Annotated in this window: 1 protein-coding gene; it reads right to left on the bottom strand. The window is 41.7% G+C overall.

Annotated features, from left to right (window positions below):
- Positions 1-120: 120 nt before the first annotated feature.
- The gene (locus GNE10_RS34125; protein ID WP_185570449.1) at positions 121-2034 is read right to left on the bottom strand and encodes a glycosyltransferase family 39 protein; all 1914 of its coding nucleotides are present in this window, start codon (positions 2032-2034) and stop codon (positions 121-123) included.
- Positions 2035-2131 lie beyond the last annotated feature (97 nt).

Genomic DNA, 2131 nt, shown 5'->3' with positions numbered 1-2131 from the left:
GGGAGTGTGGGGGGAAAGATTTTTTCACCATCCTCCCACACCTCCCACACCTCCGTCTCCTCCCACACCTCCCACACTTCCTGCTTGCCCAATGCCCAATGCCCAATGCCCAATGCCCAATTACGATATGTCCATTTTTTCGTTTTTCTTTTTGAAAAAAGGAATGCGAATCAAATTATAAGCACCTTTGGTGGATAAATTTTTGTAATCATCTGGCTGTAATTCCATTTGCAGAAGTTTTTTCTGTTCGGCCAACAACAGTAGCGAAGGTGGTTTGAGACCTTTGGCTGCTTGGTTTTGCAGATGTTCTAGAGTTTCTTGGGGAAATCTGAAATAATTAACGTGAGTTTGGCTATAAAATACTACGCTCGGTTTTTTAAAGCCAAGCATAACCAATTCTTCATTGGGTTGCCTGACTTCTTGTATAGTTGCAGACAATTCTCTTAAAGGTAATTGACGTTCGCGATCGATAAAAAATGAAGCAGGCGTCAAAACGAAAATTAAAAACGCTACAAATCCGAGTACATTGACACTGATTATCCAGTTCCAGCGACGACTCAGTAATAATCCTGCAACCAAAACAGCACAAACAAACCAAATTACGCCGCCAATAACTGGTAAACCAGATTGTTTAATTAGTTCGTGGAAGTTGGTTATCGCTGGATCGCTTCCTAATATATGGGTGATGTTAAACAGTGCCGTTGCCAGAATTGATAAAAATGCTACATTCACCCAGCCACTCCAGAGGAGGAAGGGGGATTTAGCTTTAGTTTCCCGCAGGGTGGGAGACAAGGGAGAATTTTCTCTCGTCTCTCCGTTGTCTACCCCATTTCCCCGTTCTCTTTTTGCTTGGAAAATATCGCTCCACAATAATGCCACGAGGATGGCGGCTGCTGGCATCAAGGGCAATACGTAGCTGGGAAGTTTGGTAACAGCAATGCTAAAAAAACCAAAGACGCCAGTAAACCAGAAACCAGCAAATAAACTTAATTGTTGAAAACGTTGTTGAGAGCGCCAGTGCGATCGCTGCCAAAATTTCAGTCTAAATAGTGCTACAGGTAGATATACAGAATATGGTGCAAAACCCAGCAACACAATTATAAAGTAAAAATACCAAGGTGCTGAGTGACCATTTACTACTTCTGTAAACCTTTCTATATTGTGATAACCAAAAAAAGCATTAATATAATTCCAGCCATTACGCCAAATCACTAATGCATACCAGGGTACTGATAAACCAAAAATTATCAGTATACCTAACAACAAGCGCATTTCTCGAAACACCTCTCGCAGCTTGCCCACATAAAGCAAAAAGGCAATGACAATTAGCCCTGGTAAGACGATTCCCACCGGGCCTTTAGTTAAAATTGCAGCAGCAGTTAATACATAAGTAGCTAAGTACCAGTTATTGGGGATTGGGGCATTACTTATTCTTTCTTCCCCTGCTCTTTTGCTCCCCCCCTTAGCATATCCCAGGAAGAAACACAACAAAGCTGATGCTATGCAGCCGGTGAGCAACATATCAGAAACACCGGTTCTTGCCCAAATTATTGTTTCCCCATTCAGGGCCATGAGGGCTGCTGCTAAAAAGGAGATTAAGTAGCGGCGAGTGGGACGTGAGACTTGCTCTAATTCATCTTGTTTAGCTAAATACCACTGCACAGTGTAAAAAGCTAAACAAACTAAACCAAATGCAGCGATGGCAGAAGGAAGACGTACAGCCCACTCATTGACTCCAATAATTGCATAGGCGATCGCCTGACACCAGTAAATTAAAGCAGGTTTATCGAAACGAGTGTCACCATTAAAAAACGGGGTGATCCAATCACCTGTAATGAACATCTGGCGGGAAGCTTCTGCAAACAGTGGCTCTGTCTCATCAATCAAGCCAATATTGCCCAAATTCCATACAAAAGCTATCCAGCCAACCATCGTCAACCACAAAATCGACGCCGTTACACCAAGGGTTGAATTTTTTCCCATTTTGTTGAACCACTGATCGACAGTGCCTTTAACACTCAATTTCATTTTCATTAGTCAATAGTCAACAATTACTAATCAATAGTCGTTGGTTATTTATATTTTGTTCTTGTTGAAAAAAACAAGTCGTGAATAAGTAATTGAGCAAAAT

The organism is Nostoc sp. 2RC, assembly GCF_014222165.1.
In the GTDB taxonomy this organism is placed as follows: domain Bacteria; phylum Cyanobacteriota; class Cyanobacteriia; order Cyanobacteriales; family Nostocaceae; genus Nostoc; species Nostoc linckia.
The sequence above is the reverse complement of the archived record's forward strand: the minus strand, read 5'-3'. Positions and strand labels throughout refer to the sequence as shown.